Origin of the sequence: Streptomyces sp. NBC_01551, assembly GCF_026339935.1 — a bacterium.
Taxonomy (GTDB): Bacteria; Actinomycetota; Actinomycetes; order Streptomycetales; family Streptomycetaceae; genus Streptomyces.
This window is the reverse complement of record NZ_JAPEPX010000001.1, coordinates 2915630-2932566: the sequence shown is the minus strand read 5'-3', so window position 1 is coordinate 2932566 and position 16937 is coordinate 2915630. Positions and strand designations below refer to the sequence as shown.

The 16937-nt window shown below is 72.8% G+C and carries 20 protein-coding genes; 16 read left to right on the top strand and 4 right to left on the bottom strand.

The genetic code is table 11. The features are described 5' to 3' along the window. Positions 1 to 120: 120 nt before the first annotated feature. From OG982_RS13020 to OG982_RS12995, 6 genes are all read left to right on the top strand, one after another. Positions 121 to 966 (top strand): sulfurtransferase, encoded by an 846-nt coding sequence (locus tag OG982_RS13020; protein ID WP_266787190.1) that lies wholly within the window; start codon positions 121 to 123, stop codon positions 964 to 966. Positions 967 to 1017: 51 nt separating this feature from the next. After that, a complete protein-coding gene (locus OG982_RS13015) occupies positions 1018 to 1308 on the top strand; it encodes a DUF1416 domain-containing protein (RefSeq protein WP_266787192.1) in 291 nt (96 codons plus the stop codon). A gap of 142 nt (positions 1309 to 1450) precedes the next feature. Then, positions 1451 to 1714, top strand: coding sequence for a DUF3099 domain-containing protein (locus tag OG982_RS13010; RefSeq protein ID WP_266787194.1), 264 nt, complete (start codon positions 1451 to 1453; stop codon positions 1712 to 1714). Between the two features lie 333 nt (positions 1715 to 2047). Then, positions 2048 to 2620 carry an FABP family protein gene (locus tag OG982_RS13005; RefSeq protein WP_008742399.1) on the top strand — a complete coding sequence of 191 codons (573 nt, stop codon included), beginning with the start codon at positions 2048 to 2050 and terminating at the stop codon, positions 2618 to 2620. A 96-nt stretch (positions 2621 to 2716) separates the two neighbouring features. After that, positions 2717 to 3172 (top strand): Fur family transcriptional regulator, encoded by a 456-nt coding sequence (locus OG982_RS13000; RefSeq protein WP_266787197.1) that lies wholly within the window; start codon positions 2717 to 2719, stop codon positions 3170 to 3172. A gap of 44 nt (positions 3173 to 3216) precedes the next feature. After that, on the top strand, positions 3217 to 4185 hold the full coding sequence (locus tag OG982_RS12995; RefSeq protein ID WP_266787199.1) for a folate-binding protein YgfZ: 969 nt from the start codon (positions 3217 to 3219) through the stop codon (positions 4183 to 4185). Positions 4186 to 4203: 18 nt separating this feature from the next. Here OG982_RS12995 and dtd read toward each other — a convergent pair whose 3' ends face one another. Next, positions 4204 to 4629, bottom strand: coding sequence for a D-aminoacyl-tRNA deacylase (gene dtd / locus OG982_RS12990; RefSeq protein ID WP_266787201.1), 426 nt, complete (start codon positions 4627 to 4629; stop codon positions 4204 to 4206). A gap of 162 nt (positions 4630 to 4791) precedes the next feature. On the opposite strand from dtd, the gene OG982_RS12985 reads away from it, so the two are divergent. From OG982_RS12985 to OG982_RS12950, 8 genes are all read left to right on the top strand, one after another. Then, positions 4792 to 5418 carry an AmfC protein gene (locus OG982_RS12985; RefSeq protein WP_266787203.1) on the top strand — a complete coding sequence of 209 codons (627 nt, stop codon included), beginning with the start codon at positions 4792 to 4794 and terminating at the stop codon, positions 5416 to 5418. Between the two features lie 119 nt (positions 5419 to 5537). Next, positions 5538 to 6782 (top strand): GNAT family N-acetyltransferase, encoded by a 1245-nt coding sequence (locus OG982_RS12980; protein ID WP_266787205.1) that lies wholly within the window; start codon positions 5538 to 5540, stop codon positions 6780 to 6782. 82 nt (positions 6783 to 6864) lie between these two features. After that, entirely contained in the window at positions 6865 to 7755 is an 891-nt protein-coding gene (locus OG982_RS12975; protein ID WP_266787207.1) for a sigma-70 family RNA polymerase sigma factor, read from the top strand. A gap of 67 nt (positions 7756 to 7822) precedes the next feature. Beyond that, entirely contained in the window at positions 7823 to 8617 is a 795-nt protein-coding gene (locus tag OG982_RS12970; protein WP_266791977.1) for a putative protein N(5)-glutamine methyltransferase, read from the top strand. A gap of 561 nt (positions 8618 to 9178) precedes the next feature. Continuing rightward, positions 9179 to 9505 carry a hypothetical protein gene (locus OG982_RS12965; protein WP_266787209.1) on the top strand — a complete coding sequence of 109 codons (327 nt, stop codon included), beginning with the start codon at positions 9179 to 9181 and terminating at the stop codon, positions 9503 to 9505. Between the two features lie 83 nt (positions 9506 to 9588). Next, the gene (locus OG982_RS12960) at positions 9589 to 10005 is read left to right on the top strand and encodes a helix-turn-helix domain-containing protein (RefSeq protein ID WP_266787211.1); all 417 of its coding nucleotides are present in this window, start codon (positions 9589 to 9591) and stop codon (positions 10003 to 10005) included. Between the two features lie 23 nt (positions 10006 to 10028). Beyond that, the gene (locus tag OG982_RS12955) at positions 10029 to 10622 is read left to right on the top strand and encodes a hypothetical protein (protein WP_266948562.1); all 594 of its coding nucleotides are present in this window, start codon (positions 10029 to 10031) and stop codon (positions 10620 to 10622) included. 119 nt (positions 10623 to 10741) lie between these two features. After that, positions 10742 to 11083, top strand: coding sequence for a DUF2516 family protein (locus OG982_RS12950; protein WP_266787215.1), 342 nt, complete (start codon positions 10742 to 10744; stop codon positions 11081 to 11083). A gap of 49 nt (positions 11084 to 11132) precedes the next feature. Here the strand turns inward: OG982_RS12950 and OG982_RS12945 are convergent, their stop codons facing one another. From OG982_RS12945 to mshA, 3 genes are all read right to left on the bottom strand, one after another. Then, a complete protein-coding gene (locus OG982_RS12945) occupies positions 11133 to 12419 on the bottom strand; it encodes a PP2C family protein-serine/threonine phosphatase (RefSeq protein ID WP_266787217.1) in 1287 nt (428 codons plus the stop codon). 250 nt (positions 12420 to 12669) lie between these two features. Then, positions 12670 to 13182 (bottom strand): YbjN domain-containing protein, encoded by a 513-nt coding sequence (locus tag OG982_RS12940; RefSeq protein WP_266948561.1) that lies wholly within the window; start codon positions 13180 to 13182, stop codon positions 12670 to 12672. Position 13183: 1 nt separating this feature from the next. Next, complete coding sequence (mshA, locus tag OG982_RS12935; RefSeq protein WP_266948560.1) at positions 13184 to 14566, bottom strand: D-inositol-3-phosphate glycosyltransferase; 1383 nt, start codon at positions 14564 to 14566, stop codon at positions 13184 to 13186. 253 nt (positions 14567 to 14819) lie between these two features. Here mshA and OG982_RS12930 point away from each other — a divergent pair, with 253 nt between their 5' ends. Next, on the top strand, positions 14820 to 15638 hold the full coding sequence (locus OG982_RS12930) for a class I SAM-dependent methyltransferase (protein ID WP_266787221.1): 819 nt from the start codon (positions 14820 to 14822) through the stop codon (positions 15636 to 15638). Between the two features lie 233 nt (positions 15639 to 15871). Further along, positions 15872 to 16933, top strand: a complete 1062-nt coding sequence (locus OG982_RS12925; protein WP_266787223.1) for a C40 family peptidase — start codon at positions 15872 to 15874, stop codon at positions 16931 to 16933. Positions 16934 to 16937: the final 4 nt, after the last annotated feature.

The window sequence follows — 16937 nt, the reverse complement described above, 5'->3', positions numbered from 1 at the left end:
GCCCCTGACGCCTTTCCCCGCGCAGGGTGCCCCGAGGTCGATCCGGAGCGGCACGCACCCGCACCACCCCGCAGCAGCACCAGCACCGCCCCGCCGCCCACTGCCCCGGAGGAGAACACCATGAGCCGCAGCGACGTCCTCGTAGACGCCGACTGGGTCGAGGCCCACCTGAACGACGCCAACGTCGTGATCGTCGAGGTGGACGAGGACACGTCCGCGTACGACAAGAACCACATCACCAACGCCGTCCGGATCGACTGGAAGCAGGACCTCCAGGACCCGGTCCGCCGCGACTTCGTGGACCAGGAGGGCTTCGAGAAGCTCCTCTCCGCCAAGGGCATCTCCAACGACGACACCGTCGTCCTCTACGGCGGCAACAACAACTGGTTCGCGTCCTACGCCTACTGGTACTTCAAGCTCTACGGCCACCAGGACGTCCGCCTCCTCGACGGCGGCCGCAAGAAGTGGGAGCTCGACTCCCGCGACCTGGTCGACGGCAAGGACGTCCCGAACCGCCCGGCCACCGCGTACAAGGCCAAGGCCCAGGACACCTCCATCCGCGCCTTCCGCGACGACGTCGTCTCCGCGATCGGCTCGCTGAACCTGGTCGACGTCCGCTCGCCCGACGAGTTCTCCGGCAAGCTGCTCGCCCCGGCGCACCTCCCGCAGGAGCAGTCGCAGCGCCCCGGCCACGTGCCGAGCGCCCGCAACATCCCGTGGTCGAAGAACGCCAACGACGACGGCACGTTCAAGTCGGACGACGAGCTGACCGCCCTCTACGAGGCCGAGCAGGTCGACCTGGCGAAGGACACCATCGCCTACTGCCGCATCGGTGAGCGCTCCGCGCTCACGTGGTTCGTGCTGCACGAGCTCCTGGGCCAGGAGAACGTCAAGAACTACGACGGTTCGTGGACCGAGTACGGCTCGCTCGTCGGCGTGCCGATCGAGCTCGGCGCCAACAAGTAATCCGGGCACGCGACGCCCTCGTAGCAGACTCTCTAGGACAGGACAGAGAACATGTGTGGAGCACAGATCGGCGGGCCCGACCTCGCGACCCTCAAGCCGGGTGAGACCGCCATCCAGGGCCAGGTGACCCAGAACGGCGAGCCCGTCAGCGGCTACGTCCGCCTGCTGGACTCGACCGGCGAGTTCACCGCCGAGGTCCCCACCACGGCGACCGGCCAGTTCCGCTTCTACGCGGCCACCGGCACCTGGACGCTGCGGGCGCTCGTCCCCGGTGCCCAGGCCGACCGCGCCGTCGTGGTCGCCCAGGCCGGCGGCGTGACGGACGTGGCGATCGCCGTCTGAGCGGTGCGCACCGCTCGCGCGTGACGTGAGAAACCGGCCGAAGGGCCGCACCCCAGGGGTTGGACGCCACTGGAACGGGGTGCGGCCCTTCGCGCCGTTCCCGCCCGTTTCCGCTTGGCGGTCGCGGCCCTACGCTGGAGGTATGTACGCCCGGCGACGCCGCGTCTACTTCCTGCTCATGGGCGGATGCCTGTTCCTCTTCGTCTCCGCCTGGTCCTTCGTGCGCCTGTGGTCGGTGGAGGCGGCCGTCGCCCTGTGCGTCGTCGCCATGGTCATCCCGCCGGTCGCCGCGATGATCGCGAACCGGCGCGGACCGGACGACCGCTGGTGGGACGACCCCTCGGGCGATCCGAAGTCCGACGAGTGGTGGGACGAACTGGACGGGAAGCGGCGTCACGAGGACTAGCCCCCCTCCAGTCCGCGCCGGACGGCACCGACCGCCGGCAGAACCAGCTGCTGGGCTGACGAACGGCGTACGGCCCACCTCACGGAGTGCACCGGCCCCCGGGCCAGTAGGCTTGGGGACCGGCCCCGTACAAGCCCACATCATCGCGAGGAGCACACCGTGCTTGAGGCATTCTTCACCTCCCTGCTGGTCCTGGTCTGCGTCGGCGTCCTCGCCTTCACCGGGCTGGCCGTGAAGAAGCTCTACCAGGGCCAGCGCTGATCACCCCGATCGGCCGCACCGCACGCCCCGGATTCCGGAACCCCTCCCCACAGATCGCCTGAGCAGCCATTCATGATCCAGATCCCGTCCGACCTGAACCCGGGCCTCGTCCCGCTCGCCTTCCTCCTCGGTACCTGGGAGGGCGCGGGAGTCTTCGACTTCCCCGGTGAGGAGAAGTGCAACTTCGGCCAGGAGGTCGTCTTCAGCCACGACGGCCGGGACTTCCTGGAGTACACCTCGCACACCTGGGCACTCGACGCCGAGGGCAACAAGGTGCGCCCGCTGGAGTCCGAGTCGGGCTACTGGCGCATCGACAAGGACCGCCAGGTCGAGATCGTCATGGTCCGCGACCAGGGCGTCGTCGAGGTCTGGTACGGCGCGCTCGCCGACCAGAAGCCGCAGATCGACATCGTCACCGACGCGGTCGCCCGCACCGCGGCCTCCGGCCCGTACAGCGGCGGCAAGCGTCTCTACGGCTACGTCAAGGGCGACCTGATGTGGGTCGGCGAGAAGAGCACCCCGGACGTCGAGCTGCGCCCGTACATGTCGGCCCAGCTCAAGAAGGTCGTCACGCCCGAGGAGGTCGCCGAGATGGCACGCAACCTCCCCGACATGCCGGACGACGGGATCGCGTTCTTCCGCTGAGGCGACCGGAGCCCGTACCGGGCGATATCCACAGACTGTGCAAGAAGGGGACCGCGGCCAGGACCGGGGTCCCCTTCGCGCGCTTACACTGGCCGGGTGGGCAGCAGCGTGGACACCGAAGGCTCTGACTGGAAGAGCGACCTGCGGCAGCGCGGATACCGGCTGACACCGCAGCGACAGCTCGTGCTCGAAGCCGTAGACCACCTGGAGCACGCCACTCCGGACGAGATCCTCGCCGAGGTGCGCAAGACGGCCTCCGGCGTGAACATCTCCACCGTGTACCGGACGCTGGAGCTCCTGGAGGAGCTCAAGCTGGTCTCGCACGCCCACCTCGGGCACGGCGCGCCCACCTACCACCTCGCCGACCGGCACCACCACATCCACCTGGTCTGCCGCGAGTGCGCCGACGTGATCGAGGCGGACCTCGACATCGCGTCCGACTTCACCGCGAAGCTGCGCGCCACCTTCGGGTTCGAGACCGACATGAAGCACTTCGCGATCTTCGGCCTCTGCAAGAAGTGCGCCGCGAAACACCGCGCCGGGCAGGCCTAGGGCAGCCCTGGGGGAGATCCGCGCGGGGTCGTACGCTTGGTGCCATGACCAGCAGCCCCTTGCTCCATCTCCCCGGCGCCGTCCCGGCCGAAGGCCGTGACGAGGGCGTCGCCGCCCACTACGGCGAGCTGTACGGAGAACAGCGCGCCCTCGCCGACGGCCGCGGCTTCGTCGACCTCTCCCACCGCGGCGTCGTCACCGTCAGCGGCCCCGAACGCCTCAGCTGGCTGCACCTGCTGCTCACCCAGCACCTCACCGAGCTGCCCGTCGGGCAGGCCACCGAGGCGCTGATCCTCTCCGCGAACGGGCACATCGAGCACGCCCTGTACCTCGTCGACGACGGCGAGACGGTCTGGGCGCACGTCGAGCCCGGCACCCAGGAGGCGCTGCTCGCCTACCTGGAGTCGATGAAGTTCTTCTACCGCGTCGAAGTCGCCGACCGCACCGCGGACTTCGCCGTCGTGCACCTGCCGGCCGGTTCCATCGCGGAGATCGCCAAGGAGCACGTCGTACGGGAAACCCCCTACGGCCGCGACGTCTTCCTGCCGCGCGCCGAGCTGGAGGCCTTCGCGGCCGGCCACGGCCCGGCCGCCGGGCTCCTCGCCTACGAGGCGCTGCGCGTCGAGGCGCACCGGCCGCGCCTGGGCCAGGAGACCGACCACCGCACCATCCCGCACGAGCTGGGCTGGATCGGCACCGCCGTCCACCTCCAGAAGGGCTGCTACCGGGGCCAGGAGACCGTGGCCCGCGTCCACAACCTGGGCAAGCCCCCGCGCCGCCTCGTCTTCCTGCACCTGGACGGCTCCGAGGTGCTGCTCCCGGCGCACGGCACGCCGATCCGGCTCGCCGCCGACGGGGAGGGCGGCCGCCAGCTCGGCTTCGTCACCACCGCCGTCCGCCACCACGAGCTCGGCCCGATCGCGCTGGCGCTGGTCAAGCGGAACGTCCCGGTGGACGCCCCGCTGCTGGCCGGGACGACGGCCGCCGCGCAGGAGGTCGTCGTCGCGCCGTGACGGCGCCCGGATGCCGCTCTAGACGTCGATGACGATGGTGAACGGGCCGTGGTTGGTCAGCGAGACCCGCATGTCCGCGCCGAACCGGCCCGTCTCCACCGTCGCGCCCAGCGCCCGCAGCTGCGCCACGACCTCGTCGACCAGCGGCTCGGCCACCGGCCCGGGCGCCGCCGCGTTCCAGGTGGGGCGCCGGCCCTTGCGGGCGTCCCCGTAGAGCGTGAACTGGGAGATCACCAGCAGCGGCGCGTCCACGTCGCTGCAGGACTTCTCCGCCTCCAGGATCCGTACGGACCACAGCTTGCGCGCCATCAGCGCGGCCTTCTCCGGCGTGTCGTCGTGGGTCACCCCCACCAGCACGCACAGTCCCTCGCCGACGATCTCGCCCACCGTCTCGCCGGCCACCACGACGCTCGCGCCGTCCACCCTCTGCACCACTGCTCGCATACCACCTGTGTACCAGGCGTGCACCCGTCCGGGGCCGATCGGGTGCAGTGGGACTGCACCGGCACCACGGAGAGTGGCACCATGCACGCAGGCGGTGCTTCCCACGGCCTCTCAGGCCCCGGGGAGACCCCATTCACCGGTCGAGGGGACGGACCCGTTCGTATGAATACCTCTGGTACCTCCGTACCTGCACCCGCATCAACCGCCGTACCCGCCGGCGCGGTACGACCGCCCGCGCAGCGCACCGGCGACGCGCAGGAGCCGCTGACCCCGGCCACCGCGCTCGGCCTGCCGGAGCTGCGCGCCCTGCGCCGCGACGCGCAGCGCGACGAGGCCGACCTGAGCTACATCCGCAGGCTCCTCCAGGGCCGCATCGACATCCTGCGCGCCGAACTGGCCCGCCGCCGCGAGCACCTGCCGACGGTGCCCGGGCAGGAGCCGGGGGTGGCCTCGGCGGCGGACCCCGAGTCGGTGGTGGAGCGGCTCTCGGAGATCCTCGCGGACGCGCCGTCGCGGCGCAGCGTCTCGGCCCGGCACGTCACGCTCGGCACCCCGCACAGCGAGGAGTTCCGGCTGCTGGCCTCGGAGATGCTCGCGGAGGTGGAGCTGTCCGACCTCGCCGCGCGCACGGACGCCGAACTCCACGCCGCGATGGGCCGGCTGGTGCGGTACGAGCAGCAGGTGTCGCGGCGCCGCCAGCAGCTCCAGCGCACGGCCGACGACTCCAGCGCGGAGATCACCCGGCGCTACCGCGAGGGCGAGGCGCAAGTGGACGACCTGCTGGCGTAGCCGCCGGGCCGCCGCGCTCCCCAGGCTCCCGGGCCCCGGGCGCCTCGGGTTCCGAGGGCTCCCCAAGCCCCCGGAAAATCAGGGGACTCGGGGCGGGGCGGCGATTAGCCTGGCCGGTCATGAGCGCAGACGTCCGGCAGATCACCGCCCGCGAACTCCCCGAGTGGATGCAGACCCAGAACAGGGGGTTCCTGCGCGCGGAGCCGGTGACGCCCGAGGACGTCGCCCGGCGGGCCGCGTCCAGCGACCTCGCCCGCGTCCAGGGCGCCTTCGACGAGGCGACCGGCGGCTGCGTGGCCACGTTCCGGTCGTTCGCCCAGGAGCTCACCGTCCCGGGCGGCGCCACCGTCGCGGCCAGCGCCGTCACCAACGTCACCGTGCTGCCCACGCACCGCCGCCGGGGCCTGCTGACCCGCATGGTGGCCGCCGAACTCGGCGCCGCCAAGGAGCGCGGCGACGTGCTCTCGACGCTGATCGCCGCCGAGTACCCGATCTACGGGCGCTACGGGTACGGGCCCGCCGTGTACGTCTCGGAATGGGAGATCGACGTACCGCGCACCGGACTGGACCCGCGCCGCCCGGTGCCCTCCGACGGCGGCACCATCGAGCTGGTCGACGCGGCCGGGGCCCGGCGGGTCGGACCCGCGCTGCACGAGCGCATCCGGTCGGCACGGCACGGCACGACCGGCCGCGACGCCCTCTGGTGGAGCCTGGCGACGGGCGTGGAGGCGTACTCGTTCCGCCCGTACAAGCCGAAGCTGTACGCCGTGTACCGGACGGCCGCGGGCGAGGTCGCCGGCCTGGTCGCGTACCGGTGCGACGACCACTGGACGGACGCGAAGGTCCCGCTGAACACCCTCCAGGTCAAGGAGCTGCTCGCGGCGACCCCGGAGGCGGAGCGGGCGCTGTGGCACTTCCTGTGCTCGGTCGACTGGGTGATCAAGATCCGCACCGGCCTGCGCGCCACCGACGACCTCGTGCCGAGCCTGCTGCCCGATCCGCGCGCGGCCAGGGTCCTCACCCACGCGGATTTCCTGTGGGTACGGGTGCTGGACGTCGTACGGGCGCTGTCCGCGCGCACGTACGAGGTGCCGGGCGTCCTCGTCCTGGAGGTCACCGACCCGGCGGGGCTGTCCGGCGGCCGCTACCGGCTCGACGCGGGAACGGGGCGGTGCGCGGCCACCGAGGAGCCGGCCGACCTGCGGCTCGACGTGGCCGCGCTGGGCTCCCTCTACCTCGGGGACGGCTCGGCGGTCCGGCTGGGCGCGCTCGGCCTGATCGCCGAGGAGCGCCCGGGCGCGCTGGCGCTGGCGGACGCGGTGTTCCGTACCGCGCGCCGGCCGTGGTGCCCGGACATCTTCTGACCCCGCCTCGTCACATCGGCGGGCCGTGGTCCGTCAGGGGGGCAGGGGTGCGTACGAGCGGACGAGACGAGGGAACACGACGATGACCGGCAGCAGCGGATCCGACCACAGCCAATTCCTGGCCGAGCGCTTCGAGGAGAAGCGCACCCACCTGCGGGCGGTGGCCTACCGGATGCTCGGCTCGCTGACCGAGGCCGAGGACGCCGTGCAGGAGGCCTGGATCCGGCTCGACCGCTCGGACACCAGCGAGGTGGAGAACCTGGGCGGCTGGCTGACCACCGTCGTCGCCCGCGTCTGCCTGGACCAGCTGCGCTCGCGCAAGGCCCGCCGCGAGGAGTCGCTGGAGACGCCCGTCGGCATCCCGGAGCCGCTGCTCAGCCCGCCGGACGGGCTGGACCCCGAGCAGGAGGTGCTGCTCGCGGACTCGGTCGGCCTCGCGCTGCTCGTCGTGCTGGAGCAGCTGGCGCCCGCCGAGCGGCTGTCGTTCGTCCTGCACGACATGTTCGGGGTGCCCTTCGACGAGATCGCGCCGATCGTGGAGCGCACCCCGGCGGCCACCCGGCAGCTGGCCAGCCGCGCCCGGCGGCGGGTGCGGGGGCAGGCGCCGGCCCCGGACGCGGACCGGGGGCGGCAGAAGGAGATCGTGGGCGCGTTCCTGACGGCCGCTCGGGGCGGCAGCTTCGAGGACCTGGTCTCCGTCCTCGACCCGGACTGCGTCCTGCGGGTGGACCTGCGGGAGACGGCGCTCGGCGCCGAGGCGGTGGCCCGGCAGGCTCTCACCTTCCAGCGGCTGGCGCCGTACGCGCGGCCCGCGCTGGTCAACGGGGCGCTGGGCGTCGTCACGATCCCGCCGGGCGGCAAGGCGGTGGCGGTCCAGGGCTTCACCATCGTGGGCGACCGTATCGTCGCGATCGACATCCTGGCGGACCCGGACCGGCTGGAGGGGCTGGACGTCACGGTCTTGGAAGACTGACCCGTACCGATCAACGATCACTGATCACCGAGCAACGATCACCGAGCACCTGAGGACCGAGCTTTTGATTTCACTGGTGGAACGCCTGCGCGCGGCCGGCTGCGTCTTCGCGGAGGAGGAGGCGGACCTGCTGGTCGCCGCCGCCACGGACGACGGGCATCTGGCGGAGCTGCTGGCCCGCCGGATCGACGGCGAGCCGCTGGAGATGGTCGTCGGCTGGGCCGAGTTCTGCGGGCTGCGCATGGAGGTGGGCGAAGGGGTCTTCGTACCGCGCCGGCGCAGCGAGTTCCTCGCGCACGAGGCGGCCGCGCTCACGCCCCGGGCGGGGGCGGTCGTCGTGGACCTGTGCTGCGGGGTGGGTGCGCTGGGCGCGGCGGTCGCGGACCGGGTGGGCGGCGGGGCCGAGCTCCACGCGGCGGACATCGACCCGGCGGCTCTGGCGTACGCGCGGCGCAACGTGGCGCCGTACGGGGGACGGGTCCACGAGGGCGACCTGTACGGGGCGCTGCCCGCGTCCCTGCGGGGCCGGGTGGACGTCCTGGTGGTCAACGCCCCGTACGTGCCGACGGGGGAGGTCGGGCTGCTGCCGCCGGAGGCCCGCGACCACGAGCCGCTGGTCTCGCTGGACGGCGGCCCGGACGGCTTGGACCTGCACCGCCGGATCGCCGCGGGGGCGGCGCACTGGCTGGCCCCGGGCGGCCACCTGCTGATCGAGACGAGCGAACGCCAGAGCCCGGCCACCTCCGCCGCCCTCGCGGCGGCGGGCCTGAAGGTCCGCACGGCCACCTCGGACGAGCTGTACGCCACGGTGGTGATCGGGGCGGCGCCCTCCGGGGAAGTCGGGCCGGGCACGGCGCCGTAGTGTCGGGCGTGCGGCATCCGGTGGAGGAGTGGTTCGACGAGACATGGGCCCGCGCCCGTCTCGTGCAGGTACTCGCGGGCGGGGAGCAGACCGTACCCCTGGACGCGCGGCCCGAACTCGGGCGGGTCGAATCGGCCGGGGGCTGGCGGAGTTGCGCGCGCTGTCGACCCGGGGGGACATCACCGACGACGTGTGCCGCTGCCTCGGCAGCCTGACCCTCGCCCTGCGCGACGCCGAGGGGCTCCTGCTCGCCCGGGCGAGCCTGCACGGCGGGGACGCGCTGCTGTGGGACGGCGGCCGGCGGTGCGGCAACCTCGAACTCGGCGATCCGCTCGGCCTGGCGCTGCTGCTGGCCCGGCACGGGGAGGTCAGGACGCTCGCGCACTTCTCCACCCGCTTCGCACTGGCCCTCGGCCTGCGGGAAGGGCGGCCCCAGTTCCGGCAGGCGGGCCACGGCCCGCACGGCGCGGGGCTGCTGGAGTCGCGCGGCGTACCGCGGGTGCTCCGGCCGAGCTGGCCGGCGTATCGGGGCACGACTGCGCCCGCCTGCCCGAGGCGGGTGTGGAGCGGCTGCGGTCGCTGCTGGCCGGCTGGGAGCCGTACGAGCACCGCCGGGCGGTGGCGCTGCTGGCGTGGCTGGGCCGGCTGCCGGAAACCATGGAGGCGGAGTTCGGCGAGGGCGTGCTGGTACGCACGCTGCTGCGCGGGCTGGACCCGGTCGCCGCCGCGTGCGACACGTCCCTCCCCGTCGACGCGCAGGTGGCTCTGGGCCTGCTGCGCTGGGCGGGCGCCGCGGACGAGGCCGACGCCGTTGACGGCATGATGCTGGCGGACCTCGTGGAACCCGCCCTGCGGCGGGTCTGGCCGGCCGGCGGGCGATTCGGCTGAACGGCTGAAACGGCACCACGCAGAGTGGGAGATGTTGCAAGCGGCTGCTTGCAATAGTTAGCGGGGTGCGGCAGGATCGGCGCATGGCATCGCTCAACGTCGGCAATCTCGGCGAATACCTGCGCGAGCAGCGGCGGCAAGCGCAGCTGTCGCTGCGTCAGCTCGCCGAGGCCGCGGGGGTGTCGAACCCGTACCTGAGCCAGATCGAGCGCGGGCTGCGCAAGCCGAGCGCGGACATCCTCCAGCAGCTGGCCAAGGCGCTGCGGATCTCCGCGGAGACGCTGTACGTGCAGGCCGGGATCCTCGACGAGCGGGACCCCGACGAGGTGGAGACGCGGGCCGTCATCCTCGCCGACCCGTCCATCAACGAGCGGCAGAAGCAGGTGCTGCTCCAGATCTACGACTCGTTCCGCAAAGAGAACGCGCACGACGCGGCAGACGACGAAGCGCACGGCGCGACGCAGGACGCGGCGCGCGGCGCGATGCCCCACACGAACTGACTGTGATCCGGGAGGACCAGCACATGGCCATCGCCGATGACCTGAAGAAGACCCTCACCGACCCGACCCCCCTCTACTTCGCCGCCGGCACCGCCGACCTGGCCGTGCAGCAGGCCAAGAAGGTGCCCGCGCTCATCGAGCAGCTCCGCGCCGAGGCCCCCGCGCGGATCGAGGCCGTGAAGAACACCGACCCGAAGATCGTGCAGGAGAAGGCGAAGGAGGCCCAGGAGGCCGTCACCGCCAAGGTCACCGAGGTCCTCGGCGCGATCGACCCGAAGAAGCTCGGCGAGACCGCTCAGGACCTGGCGCTGCGCGGGGTCGGCGTGGCCGCCGAGTACGCCGTGCGCGCCAAGGAGACCTACGACAAGGTCGCCGAGCACGGTGAGCAGGCCGTGCGTGCCTGGCGCGGCGAGATCTCCGAGGAGATCGTCGACATCGCCTCGGTCGTCGAGCCGGAGCCGGCCGCCGCCGCTGCGGAGCCCGAGTCCGAGGCCGCGCCCGCCGAGGCTTCGGCTTCGGCCGAGGAGAAGCCCGCCGCTCGGAAGACGACCGCGCGCAAGAGCACCGCGAAGAAGGCCGAGGTGCCCGCCGCCGCCACACCGGGCGACGAGAGCTGAATATCGGGACGACGGGCCGGGCACCAGCGAGGTGTCCGGTCCGTTGTTGTTTGTGCGGGCCGCTCTGCCGGTAGCGTGGAGACAGGCGGCATCCGAGGCGTGAGAAGGCGGTCGAAGCGATGTTGATGAACGGGTTCGATAACGGGGTCCTCCCGTTGCTCGGGTTCGCCATGCTGGCGCTCGCCGTCGTGGCCTTCGTGCTGGCGGCGATCGCGCCCGAGGACGCCTACCGCGCCGCCGACAAGCAGACCAAGACCTTCTGGCTGGTCGTCCTCGGCATCACGGCCGTCGTGGACTTCTTCCTCGGGATGCTGTTCCTGCAGATCATCGGCCTGGTCGCCACCATCGTGTTCCTCGTCGACGTGCGGCCCGCGCTCAAGCAGGTCTCGGGCGGCGGCGGCCGGCGCAGCGGCGGCAGCAGCAGCGACGGGCCGTACGGCCCGTACAACGGCGGCCGCTGACGGATCCGGCCGCTCGGCTGGCCGACCCGGTCGCTCGGCCGCTCGCCGCTCAGCCTTCTGCGCGGGAGAGCAGGACCACGGCGACGTCGTCGGTGAGTTCCCCGCCGTTGAGGCGGCGCGCCTCGGTGACGGACGCCTCCAGCAGGTCCTCGCCGCGCAGCCCGCGGTCCAGGTGGCGGTTGATCATCTCGACCATGCCGTCCTGCCCGAGGCGCTCCTTGCCCTGGCCGATGCGGCCCTCGATCAGGCCGTCGGTGTAGAGCATCAGGCTCCAGCTGCCGCCCAGCTCGACCTGGCGGCGCGGCCAGCGGGCCCGGGGCAGCAGGCCGAGCGCCGGGCCGCTGTTCTCGTAGGGGAGCAGCCGGGCGGGGCGGCCGGGCCGGGATATCAGCGGCGCCGGATGGCCGGCCAGGCACAGGCCGGCGCGGCGCCCGTCGGGGGCGATGTCGACGGTGCACAGCGTCGCGAAGATCTCGTCGCAGGGGCGCTCCACCTCCAGGACCTCCTGGAGGGTGGCGAGGAGCTCGTCGCCGCAGAGGCCGGCGAGGGTGAGCGCGCGCCAGGCGATGCGGAGCTCGACGCCGAGGGCCGCCTCATCGGGGCCGTGGCCGCAGACGTCGCCGATCATCGCGTGGACGGTGCCGTCGGGGGTGCGGACGGTGTCGTAGAAGTCCCCGCCGAGCAGGGCCCGGCTGCGGCCGGGGCGGTAGCGGGCGGCGAAGCGGAGGTCGGAGCCTTCGAGGAGCGGGTTGGGGAGCAGGCCGCGCTCCAGGCGGGCGTTCTCCTGGGCGCGCAGTTTCGATTCTGCAAGCTTGTACTGGGCGATGTCGGCCCGTTTTCTCTCCACCGCGTAGCGGATGGCGCGGCTGAGCAGCCGGCCGTCGAGCTCGTCGCGGAAGAGGAAGTCCTGGGCGCCGATCTGCACGGCCTCGGCAGCGCGCTCGGCGTCGTCCTCGGCGGTGAGCACGAGCACGGCGTGGCCCGGCGCGATCCGCAGGACCTGGCGCAGGACCGTGAACTGGTCGACGGCGCCGTTGCGGGGACCCGCGTCCGGGAGCGACAGGTCGAGCAGGATGCAGTGCACGTCGGGCGTGAGCAGCCGCGCGGCCTCGGTGAGGTTGCGGGCGCTGCGGAGCCGGATGCGGTGACCGTCGGCGTCGAGGATCTCGGGGACGGTGAGACCGCCCGCGGGGTCGTCCTCGATCACGAGCAGGGTGAGCGCCTGGGGTGCGGCGGCGGTGTGCGTCGCCGGCCGGGCGGTGGCGATCGCCGACAGAACGGCCTGACCGCTCTCCGTGGCGGGGGTCTCCCTCTGCCGCGGTACGGGTACGGGCATCGTTTCCGGTTCCTTCCCTCCCCCCGAGGGTGCGCTCATTCCGCCCGACCCTAGCGGGCGGTACGGGGGGAGCGGAATGGCGGCTCGGGCGGTGGCCTCGGTCATATGCCGTTATCGCGGGGGAAAATCGGCCTGATGGGATGACAAAGCTCACGGCGGAGCCGCGTCCGTCCCGCCCAACGAGACGCACCCGGCACCGCCCCGGTTGCCTCCCGCGCCGAGGCTCGCGGAACCGGCGGGCGCAGCCGGGTCAGCGGGACGGCTGGGTGAGGTGCTTGAAGGCGGCCAGGTTGTGCGTGGGCTCGCCGCGGGAGACGCGCCAGTCGTACTCCCGCTTGATCGCCCCCGCGAAGCCCAGCTCCAGCAGCGTGTTGAAAGCCCCGTCCGCCGCCTCCAGGACGGTGCCGAGCAGCCGGTCCAGGTCCTCCGGGGTGATCACCGAGAGCGGGAGGCGGGCCGTCAGGTAGACGTCGCCGAGGCCGTCGACCGCGTAGGCCATCCCGTACAGCTTGAGGTTGCGCTCCAGCAGCCAGCGGTGCACTCCCGCCTCGTTCTCGTCGGGGCGGCGGATGACGAAGGCGTTGACCGACAGGGAGTGCTTGCCGATCCGGAGCGAGCAGGTGGTGCTCAGCTTGCGGGTGCCGGGGAGCTGGACCACGTAGGAGCCCGCGGACGGGCTCTCCCACGCCAGTGCGGCCTCGGTCAGGGTGCCCTCGACGATCGCGGCGGCGTCGGCGGTGCCGGCGGGGTCAACGTCAGCCATGTCAGCCATGGTGGGAGCGTACGCGACGGCGATGATCATGCATGGCAGCGGTGTACACGTCCGCCGTGCCGCTCGCCGCCGTGTCCCAGCCGAAGAACTGCGCGTGCCGGGCCGCCTCGCCGCCCATCCGCTCCGCGAGCCCGGGGTCGTCCACGAAGCGCCGCAGCTCCCGCGCGTAGTCCACCGGGTCGTGCCCGGGTACGAGGATCCCCGTCACCCCGTCGTTGACGGCCACCGGCAGCCCGCCGACCTCCGCCGCGAGCACCGGCGTACCGGTCGCCTGCGCCTCGATCGCCACCAGCCCGAACGACTCGCTGTACGAGGGCATGACCAGCACGGACGCCGCCCGGAACCAGTCGGCCAGCCGGTCCTGGGCCACCGGCGGGTGGAAGTGGACCAGGTCGGCGATGCCCAGCTTCGCGGCGAGCTTCTGCAGCCCCTCCGGCTTGGCGAGGCCGCTGCCGCTGGGCCCGCCGACGACGGGCACGAACAGCCGGTGGCGCAGCGACGGGTCCCGGTCGACGAGCTCGGCGACCGCCCGCAGCAGGATGTCGGGGGCCTTCAGCGGCTGGATCCGGCCGGCGAACAGCGGGATCACCGCCTCCTGCGGCAGCCCCAGCCGGGCGCGGGCCGCCGCGCGGCCGTCGCCGACGGTGAAGCGGTCGAGGTTCACGCCGGGGTGGACGACGGCCACCTTCGCGGGGTCGGCCTCGTAGTGCCGTACGAGCTCCTCCGCCTCCTCGGCGGTGTTCGCGATGAGCCGGTTCGAGGCGGCGACGATCTGGGTCTCGCCGATGACCCGGGCGGCGGGCTCCGGCGTGTCGCCCTCGGCCAGCGCCGCGTTCTTGACCTTCGCCATGGTGTGCATGGCGTGCACCAGCGGGACGCCCCACCGCTCGGCGGCGAGCCAGCCGACGTGGCCGGAGAGCCAGTAGTGGGAGTGGACGAGGTCGTAGTAGCCGGGGCGGTGCCCGGCCCAGGCCTGCATCACGCCGTGGGTGAAGGCGCACAGCTGCGCCGGGAGCTCCTCCTTGGCGAGTCCCTCGTACGGGCCCGCGTCCACGTGCCGTACGAGGACCCCCGGGGCCAGCTCGACGACGGGCGCGAGCCCGCCCTCGGTGGCCCGGGTGAAGATCTCGACCTCGATGTTGATCGCGGCGAGCCGCTTGGCGAGCTCCACGATGTACACGTTCATCCCGCCGGCGTCGCCGGTGCCGGGCTGGTGCAGCGGTGAGGTGTGCACGCTGAGCATGGCGACGCGGCGCGGCTTGCGGTGGTGGCCGACGGCCGGGAGGCGGAGCCTCGGCGGGTCGTGCCGGGTGGCGCGGGCGGCGGCGATCCTGCCGCTGAGGCTGCCACCGAGGCGGGACACGTACTGGCTCAAGGGAGCAGTTCCTCTCGCTCGGACGGGCATGACGGCGGCGTGACGGGGGACGGACGGGTACGGCGGGCACTACGGGTACGGCGGGCACTACGGGTACGGCGTGGGGCATGGCGGGCATGCCGAGAAGAGCGCTTTCGGCGCCCTCCAAGCAGTGCAACCCGAATGGCCGTGCCCCGCATTCCGGGGCCCCCGGATTTGCTCCCTGGTTTGCCGGATTTTTATCCGGCGAGGCCGCTCCGCTTACCCTCGGCTCATGGCCTCCCGCACCACCCCGCCCCCGAGCCGCCCCGGCCGCCCCGTGGGCACGGTGACGCGCGGGACGACGAACCCGAACCGGTTGCGCCGGATGGACCGCTGGATCGCCGCGACCCACGGGGCGGCGCTGCGCCGCGCCGAGGCCCCCGTCGCGGTGGACCTCGGGTACGGGGCCGCTCCCTGGACGGCGGTCGAGCTGCTGGCCCGGCTGCGGGAGGCGGCGCCCCGGGTACGGGTCGTCGGCATCGAGATCGAGCCGGCCCGGGTCGCGGGGGCGAAGCCGTACGAGCGGGAGGGCCTCTGCTTCCGGCACGGCGGCTTCGAGGTCCCGCTGGAGGACGGGGTCCGCCCGGCGCTGATCCGCGCGGCGAACGTCCTGCGCCAGTACGACGAGCAGCAGGTCGAGGAGGTCTGGGCGCGGCTGTGCGCACGCCTGGCGCCGGAGGGACTGCTGGTCGAGGGCACCTGCGACGAGATCGGGCGGCGGCACGTATGGGTCGCACTGGGGCCCGAGGGGGCGCGCACGGTCACCTTCGCGACCAGGCTGGGCTCCCTGGAGCGCCCCTCGGACCTCGCGGAGCGCCTCCCGAAGGCGCTGATCCACCGGAACGTGCCGGGCGAGCCGGTGCACGCGTTCCTGCGGGACTTCGACCGGGCGTGGGCGGCGGCCGCGCCCTACGCCTCGTACGGGGCGCGGCAGCGCTGGATCCGCACGGCGCGGGCCCTGTCCGCCGACTGGCCGCTGGCGGACGGCCCGGTGCGGTGGAGGCAGGGGGAGCTGACGGTCCGCTGGGACGCGCTGCGCCCGGCGGGATGAGCGCCGGCCGTCCTCTTCTGCCGGGCGGCCGAAAGCGTGACGGTGGGGAACCGGTGGTGTGAGTCGTCCGTTGAGTCGTGCGGGGTGGGCGCGGCATGGGCGTACATGATCGGAAAGAGCCGCACAAGGGTGTTGGAATTCACCGACTCGTGGCACCATCCCGAAGGCGGTAGCAAGTTACTGATGAATAGTCAGATCTGATGCGGGATCTGACACGGGCGCCTGGGGGGACCATGGGGACCGAGAAGCGATCGCGGTGGCGGGGCGGCTCCGCTCTCACCCTGCTGTGCGCGATGGCGATACTGGCCGCCCCCGGGCTCGCGACGGGCACGGCGTTCGCCGCCCCGACCCCTGAACCGGGCGCGAAATCCCTCGAACAGGTCCGCAAGGACATCGAGAACCTCTACCGCGAGGCCGGCACGGCCACGGACGCGTACAACCTCGCGGAGGGCGAGGCGAAGGCGCAGTCCCAGAAGATCGTCGAGATCGCGAAGCAGATCGCGGCCGGCGAGGACAAGATCAAGTCGCTCAAGAACCGGGCGGGCGCGGCGGCCCGTGCCCAGTACCGCTCGGGCGGCCTGCCGCCGGGCGCCCAACTGGCGCTCAGCGGCAGCCCGACGCAGTTCCTGGACGGGGCGGACCGGCTGCGGCAGGGCGAGAAGGCGACGACGGACCTGCTGTCGGACCTGAACCGGACGCAGGACGACCTGGCGCGGTACGCGAAGGACGCGAGCGAGCAGTGGCGCAAGCTGGAGGCCAACCGCCTGAAGCAGGAGGCCTCGAAGAAGCGCGTCGAGGAGAAGATCAAGGCGGCTGAGGAGCTGGAGAGCAAGCTGGAGGCCGAGGAGAAGGCCCGGCTGATCCAGCTGGAGCAGCAGGCCCAGTACAAGGCGCAGACGGCGTGGCTGTCGTCGGGCGCGTTGAAGGGGGTGGGCGGCTCCGCGACGGACGCGGGGAAGCGGGCCGTCCAGTACGCCACGGCGCAGATCGGCAAGCCGTACGTGTGGGGCGCGGAGGGCCCGGACTCGTTCGACTGCTCGGGCCTGACGTCCCAGGCCTGGCTCGCGGGCGGCCGGCGCATCCCGCGCACCTCGCAGGAGCAGCTGCGGATGACGAAGGTCGCGGTCAAGGACATGCGGCCGGGCGACCTCATCATCTACTTCGACGACGCCACCCACGTCGGCATGTACATCGGCGACGGCGCGATGATCCACGCCCCCCGCCCGGGCCGCAACGTCACGATCGCGGGCGCGGGCTCCATGCCGATCAAGGCGGTAGTCCGCCCGGACGCGTAACCCC